7 protein-coding genes are annotated in these 6,870 nt (G+C 59.5%); 4 read left to right on the top strand and 3 right to left on the bottom strand.

Annotated features, from left to right (window positions below; genetic code table 11):
• Positions 1-46: 46 nt before the first annotated feature.
• The 3 genes from F8N21_RS29555 to F8N21_RS29540 all read right to left on the bottom strand — a co-directional run bounded on the left by F8N21_RS29555 (position 47) and on the right by F8N21_RS29540 (position 2,946).
• A complete protein-coding gene (locus tag F8N21_RS29555) occupies positions 47-883 on the bottom strand; it encodes an ATPase (protein WP_150645493.1) in 837 nt (278 codons plus the stop codon).
• Positions 884-988: 105 nt separating this feature from the next.
• Complete coding sequence (locus F8N21_RS29550) at positions 989-1,981, bottom strand: NAD-dependent epimerase/dehydratase family protein (protein WP_150645492.1); 993 nt, start codon at positions 1,979-1,981, stop codon at positions 989-991.
• 71 nt (positions 1,982-2,052) lie between these two features.
• On the bottom strand, positions 2,053-2,946 hold the full coding sequence (locus F8N21_RS29540) for a LysR family transcriptional regulator ArgP (protein WP_150645490.1): 894 nt from the start codon (positions 2,944-2,946) through the stop codon (positions 2,053-2,055).
• 96 nt (positions 2,947-3,042) lie between these two features.
• On the opposite strand from F8N21_RS29540, the gene F8N21_RS29535 reads away from it, so the two are divergent.
• From F8N21_RS29535 to F8N21_RS29515, 4 genes are all read left to right on the top strand, one after another.
• A complete protein-coding gene (locus tag F8N21_RS29535) occupies positions 3,043-3,444 on the top strand; it encodes an ACT domain-containing protein (protein ID WP_150645489.1) in 402 nt (133 codons plus the stop codon).
• A gap of 5 nt (positions 3,445-3,449) precedes the next feature.
• Positions 3,450-4,052: a LysE/ArgO family amino acid transporter gene (locus F8N21_RS29530; RefSeq protein WP_150645488.1), complete on the top strand. Its 603-nt coding sequence runs from the start codon at positions 3,450-3,452 to the stop codon at positions 4,050-4,052.
• Positions 4,053-4,227: 175 nt separating this feature from the next.
• The gene (locus tag F8N21_RS29525; protein WP_150645487.1) at positions 4,228-4,824 is read left to right on the top strand and encodes a superoxide dismutase; all 597 of its coding nucleotides are present in this window, start codon (positions 4,228-4,230) and stop codon (positions 4,822-4,824) included.
• Positions 4,825-5,892: 1,068 nt separating this feature from the next.
• The coding region (locus tag F8N21_RS29515; protein WP_150645486.1) for a diguanylate cyclase domain-containing protein at positions 5,893-6,870 on the top strand (978 nt) is incomplete at its 3' end.

Below are 6,870 nucleotides of genomic sequence, written 5' to 3'. Positions count from 1 at the left end.
CTCGCCACAACAAGCCCCTCGCCACAAAGGCCTGCCAACTGCTCGATCAAGGTCGGGCGCTGATCTGCTGTTGCAGGTTGCGGATCTGGCTTTGCAAGGTGTTGATGTTACGCGTGACCTGGCCACGGAAGGCGTCGAACTCGGCGGTATTACTGCCACTCTTGGGCGCAGCCGGACGGTTGTCCTGCTGGCTTTTGAGGACAAGCATGTCCTGCTCCAGGCGCTCGATAGCGGCGCCTGGATTGCCTTGTTTTTTCAACGCGGCAATCTCGGCGCTGAGACTTTTCAGTTCCGCCTCGACTTTACTGGTGTCGGCCGGGGCACTTTTCAGCGCGGCCAGCTCGCTGCTCAGGGTTTTGACCTGGGCTTGCAGTTGAGTATTGGCGGATTGCTGCTCGGTAGTCTGCGCGGTCATTTGCGCCAGGCGTTTGTCCAGGTCAGTGGCCTGGCCTGCCACGCCCTGCTGTTGCTTGTTCTGCTCAAGCAATTTGCCTTCAAGCTGCTTGATCTGCAGTTTCAGCGTTTCGCTGCCGCTGTTGACCGTGGATTCACTGGCGACCACCTTGCCAGAAATAGCCTGCAGGCGCCCCGCCGCTTCCTCGCTGATGCGGGCGAAACTCTCCTGGGTGGCGACCAATTGCTGCTCCATCAGCGAGATCTGCTGGAAACTCCACCAGGCAAGGCCGGCGAAGGCAAAAAACAACGCCCCGACCAATGCCCACAGCGCACCGGTGCTCGGGCCTTTGACCTTGACCAGCTGAGTGGGCCGCGAATGCACGCTGGTACGCTCACGAGCGGCAGGGGTGCCCGGAAAATCGTCGTCCAGAGCTTCGGCCCGCAGGCTGGGAACATAATCGAAGTCGTCGTTAGCATCGTTACGCATGGGTCAACCTTTCTGAACCGCAGTAATGGCTTAATGCTGCGAGTATAAACCGCTACTCGCAGCACTGATCGACCCTGAACCCCAAACTCGGTTCAGTGTTTATTTTCAGCGAATGTCCTGAGCCTTCCACCATCCGCAGAATTCATCAAGGGCCGTCCACAGGCTGACTTTCGGTTCATAGTCCAGGTAATGGCGGGCGCGGCTGATGTCCAGGGTGAAGTTTTTGCTCATCACCTGCATCCCCAAGCGCGACAGCGTTGGCTCCGGCCGCCCTGGCCAGAGCTTGCAGAAACCTTCGTTCAGCGCCGCAACGCTATAGGCCAGACCGTAGGAACGGTGGCGGGTCACTTGCGGGACTTGCATCTGGCGCATCACATAGTTCACTACATCCCACAGCGGCACGGGCGCTCCGTTGCTGATGTTATACGCCTTGCCCAGGGCCGATCCACTGGCCAGCAAACTGCTGAGCAAAGCCTCATTGAGATTCTGCACACTGGTGAAATCGACCTTGTTCAGGCCATTGCCGACAATTGCCAGCCGCCCTTTGCGCTGCATGTTCAACAGCCGCGGAAAGATGCTCATGTCACCGGCGCCCGTGACGAAACGCGGGCGCAGGGCCAGCACTTCGAGGCCGAACTCCTGGGCGCCGAAGACCTTTTGCTCGGCCAGGTATTTGGTCGCCGCGTAGGGATGCTTGAAGCGCTTCGGGACCTGCTCTTCGGTCAGCCCCAGATGATCGCGGCCATCGAAATAGATCGATGGCGATGACAGATGCACCAGCCGCTGCACCTGCTGTTTCAGGCAGGCTTCGACCACATTCTCGGTGACCAACACGTTGCTCTGATGAAAGTCCTGATAACGCCCCCACAACCCCACCGCGCCAGCACAGTGCACCACCGCGTCAACGTCACGGCACAAGTTGCGAACCAGTTGCGGATCACTCAAGTCACCCTGGACAAACTCGGCACCGCGGCGCACCAGATGTTCGACACCCTCGGCCCGACGCCCGTTGACCCGCACCTCCAGGCCCTGCTCCAGGGCGAAACGCGAAAAGCGCCCGCCAATGAAGCCGCTTGCGCCGGTGACCAGAATTTTCATGTATTGCTCCGTCTTCTTTCGTTCTTCATGCGTATCGCACTGCGTATTACCTCAAGCCATGACGCTTTCAATCACGCCAACGGCACTAACCATTGCTTTGATGATCGCGCCAGATGCTCGGTCAGCAGCCCGAGCAATTGCCCGCCATTGCGCCAATAATGCCAGTACAGCGGCACATCGATCGGCTTATCTGGCAAAAGCTCCACCAACACACCGCGTTCCAGCTGCTCGTGGACCTGCAATTCGGGCACCAGTCCCCAGCCAAGTCCCGCCTCGGCCAATCGAATAAAGCCCTCGGAAGACGGACACAAATGGTGTTCAAAACCGCCGTCGACGCCCAATGAGGCCAGGTAGCGATGCTGCAGAAAGTCATCCGGGCCGAACACCAGGGCCGGCGTGTGCGCCAGCTGCTCGGCGCGCACGCCTTGCGGGAAATGTCGGGCGATAAAGCCCGGACTGGCCAGGGCACGATAGCGCATGGCCCCCAGCAACAGGCTGCGCGCCCCGGCCACCGGCCGCTCGCTGGCACACACGCACGCTGCCACTTCACCGGCACGCATGCGCTTGAGGCCGACGGTCTGGTCTTCCACCACCAGATCCAGCAACAGATGCTGCTCGGCGCAAAAATCCCCCACCGCCTCTGCCCACCAGGTCGCCAGGCTGTCGGCATTGAGGGCAATGCGCACCCGTTCCGGCAAACCTTCTTCATCCAGCGCCGGCACCAGGGTTTGCAGATCACGTTCGAGCAACCGCACTTGTTGCACGTGGTTGAGCAAGCGTCGACCAATCTCGGTCGGCGCGGGTGGCGTAACCCGTACCAGCACCGGCTGGCCGACCCGCGCCTCCAGCAGTTTGATCCGCTGCGAGATGGCCGATTGCGACAAACCCAGGACCTGGGCAGCCCGTTCGAAGCCGGCCTGCTCGACCACAGCGGCCAGGGCGGAGAGCAATTTATAGTCGAACATCAGTTTTCCTAATGAGCGATCAGCAATATTGGTTTTTCTTATACAGCTTCTGCCCGGAGAATAGCCAGCAAGCCTCTTCGATCAAGGACATTTTCCATGGCTGGTGAAACCTCTCTGGCAACTCTACTGCGTAGCATGAGCCCGCAATTGAATGACGGCGAATACGTGTACTGCAGCATTCGCGACGGCCGTCTGCCCAATAACTGCGAGGTCATCGGCAGCTTCCGCGAGCAGGAAGGGCTGACGGTCATCCTCGAACGCGAACAAGCCGAAAATGCCGGCTTCAGTTTCGATTATGTAGCGGCCTGGATCACCTTGAATGTGCATTCGGCCCTCGAAGCCGTCGGCCTCACCGCTGCATTCGCCACTGCTCTGGGCCAGGCCGGAATCAGTTGCAACGTGATTGCCGGTTACTACCACGATCATTTGTTTGTCGGCCAGGCCGATGCCGAACGCGCCATGACGGTGCTGCGGCAATTGGCGGCGGGCGCGGAGTAAACCCTATGTGGCAAAGCTATGTGAACGGCCTGTTGGTCGCGGCGGGACTGATCATGGCGATCGGCACGCAAAACGCGTTCGTGTTGGCGCAGAGCCTGCGCCGCGAACATCACCTGCCCGTGGCCGCGTTGTGCGTGACCTGCGATGCCTTGCTGGTGGCTGCCGGCGTTTTCGGCCTGGCGACCCTGCTGGCGCAGAACCCGCTGCTGCTGGCCATTGCCCGTTGGGGCGGCGCAGCCTTTCTACTGTGGTACGGCAGCCTGGCACTGCGCCGGGCGTATTCCCGGCAAAGCCTGCAGCAATCCGAAAACCAGACCGTGCGCTCGTTGCGTGCAGTGATGCTCAGTGCCCTGGCCGTGACCTTGCTCAACCCTCATGTGTATCTCGACACCGTGCTGCTGATCGGCTCACTCGGGGCCCAGCAAACCGTACCCGGCGCCTACGTGGTCGGCGCTGCCAGCGCCTCGCTGCTGTGGTTTTTCACCCTGGCCCTGGGCGCGGCATGGCTTGCGCCGTGGTTGGCGCGGCCGAGTACCTGGCGGATCCTCGACTTGCTGGTGGCAATCATGATGTTCACTGTGGCGATTCAATTAATCACCGCCCCGTGATTATTCCAAAAGGCTCTGGAACCTCTATTCCACACAGTTGTTGCGTGGTTATGCCGCACCCCCGGTGCTATGATCCAAAACCTGCGCCGCAAAGAGTACAAACTCTCCGGCGCTAGTCTGGCCGCCCGTGATCGGCCGTGCGCTCACCGCAACTGACCTGATTAGGAGAATCATCATGGCTTTCGAATTGCCGCCGCTGCCTTACGCACACGATGCCCTGCAGCCGCACATTTCAGAGGAAACTCTGCAGTATCACCACGACAAGCACCACAACACCTACGTCGTGAACCTGAACAACCTGGTGCCTGGCACCGAGTTCGAAGGCAAGACCCTGGAAGAAATCGTCAAAACTTCTTCGGGCGGTATCTTCAACAACGCCGCTCAGGTCTGGAACCACACTTTCTACTGGAACTGCCTGGCGCCAAACGCCGGCGGTCAACCAACCGGCGCGCTGGCCGAAGCCATCAACAAGGCTTTCGGTTCGTTCGACAAGTTCAAAGAAGAATTCAGCAAAACCTCCATCGGCACCTTTGGTTCCGGTTGGGGCTGGCTGGTGAAAAAAGCTGACGGTTCCCTGGCCCTGGCCAGCACCATCGGCGCCGGCAACCCGCTGACCAGCGGCGACACCCCGCTGCTGACCTGCGATGTCTGGGAACACGCCTACTACATCGACTACCGCAACCTTCGTCCAAAGTATGTCGAAGCGTTCTGGAACCTGGTCAACTGGAAATTCGTGGCTGAGCAATTCGAAGGCAAGGCCTTCACTGCTTAAGCTTCGCGCCAGTCAAAAAAACCCGGCTTAGGCCGGGTTTTTTTATGGGCTTTGGGAATGTTGGATGGCGGCGTTGAGACACTGAATCTTTTTTGACTGAGTACATATCCGTTTCTGCGGTAACGGCTACTTTTGTTTCCGCCCTTACGGCGGGTCACTTTCGAAAAGCCGGAATGCCGGCCCAGTCGAAGTAACCAAAGCGCTTTGCCCCACCATTCGGTGCCTTGCTTAGGCTCGGCATGCCCTCACTCCGGCATTGCTCCGGGAGCCCCCTGCGCAACGCCTGCGTTCGGCCTCTGGGAAAGGGGCAGACAGAGCAAGATCAAAAGCCAAAGCAAAGCAACTGCAAGATCAAAAGATCGCAGCCTTCGGCAGCTCCTACAGGGGAACGCGTGCGCTTGAGCCCAGGCCGGCCGGTCGGCCGCCTCGCTTTTGCTTTTGCGGTGCACGCCCCCTCGAGAGGCTGAGTGGAGGTTCTGCGCAGTGGGCAACCCGGCATGGATGCCGGGTTAGCCGCGCACGGCCATGGATGGCCGATCGCGGCGGGCCCACGGAGCAGGACCGGAGCGAGGGCATGCCGAGCCTTGGCGAGGCACCGAACGAAAGGGGCAAGAGCGCTTTGGTTACTTTCGACTGGGCCGGCACTCCGGCTTTTCGAAAGTGACCCGCTGTAAAAGCGGAACCCTAAGTGGCCGTTACCGCAGGAATGGATATGTACCCCGACCAAAAGATCAAAAGATCGCAGCCTTCGGCAGCTCCTACAGGGGGATTGTGTACAGCAGTGGGAGCCAGGACGCCTGCGCGAGCAAGCCCCACACCCAAAAGGATCCAATTTCCCCTTGCTCCAACGCAATGGCACGCTAACATCAACCATCTGGGAAAAAGGTACGCAAGCCCCTCAAGTTGTACAGGGTTACTACCGACACAGTACCAATCGCCAGGAAACAGCAGGTTGGCCAAGCATCCAGACGAAATATCCTGTGCTTGATTGTCCCTTTGACTGCCATCACGGGATTGCCAATACTCACGGCAACTTGACGCTACCCGCACGGAACAAGGAATAGCCCTTTGAAGCTGGAACTCAAAAACAGCTTGTCGGTGAAGTTGCTCCGGGTTGTGCTACTGTCGGCATTGATCGTCGGCGTGGTTCTGAGCTGCGCGCAGATCGTTTTCGATGCCTACAAGACGCGGCAAGCGGTGGCCAGCGATGCCCAGCGCATCCTCGACATGTTCCGCGACCCATCGACCCAGGCGGTGTACAGCCTCGATCGGGAAATGGGCATGCAGGTGATCGAAGGCTTGTTTCAGGATGCCGCGGTGCGCATGGCGTCCATCGGCCATCCCAACGAAACCATGCTCGCGGAAAAAAACCGCGAACTGCAGCAGTCAGCCAGTCGCTGGCTGACCGACCTGATTCTCGGCCAGGAACGCACCTTTACCACGCAACTGGTAGGCCGCGGCCCCTACAGCGAGTATTACGGCGACCTCAGCATCACCCTCGATACCGCTAACTATGGTCAGGGGTTTATCGTCAATTCGGTGATCATCTTTATTTCCGGAGTGCTTCGCGCCATGGCCATGGCCCTGGTGCTATATCTGGTCTATCACTGGCTGTTGACCAAGCCCCTGTCACGGATCATCGAACACCTGACCGCGATCAATCCCGATCGCCCCAGCGAACACAAAATCCCGCTGCTCAAGGGCCACGAGAAAAACGAACTGGGCATCTGGATCAACACCGCCAATCAATTGCTCGAGTCCATCGAGCGCAACACCCACCTGCGCCATGAAGCGGAAAACAGCCTGCTGCGCATGGCCCAGTATGACTTTCTTACCGGCCTGCCAAATCGTCAGCAGCTGCAGCAGCAACTGGACAAGATCCTGGTGGATGCCGGACGGTTGCAACGCCGGGTCGCGGTGATCTGTGTCGGCCTCGATGACTTCAAGAGCATCAACGAGCAATTCAGCTACCAGACCGGCGACCAATTGCTCCTGGCCCTGGCCGACCGACTGCGCGCGCACAGCGGGCGCCTGGGCGCCCTCGCC

It is taken from the genome of Pseudomonas fluorescens, assembly GCF_902497895.1.
Taxonomy (GTDB): Bacteria; Pseudomonadota; Gammaproteobacteria; order Pseudomonadales; family Pseudomonadaceae; genus Aquipseudomonas; species Aquipseudomonas fluorescens_BP.
Note: the sequence above shows the minus strand (reverse complement) of the source record. Positions and strands in the feature narration are given on the sequence as shown.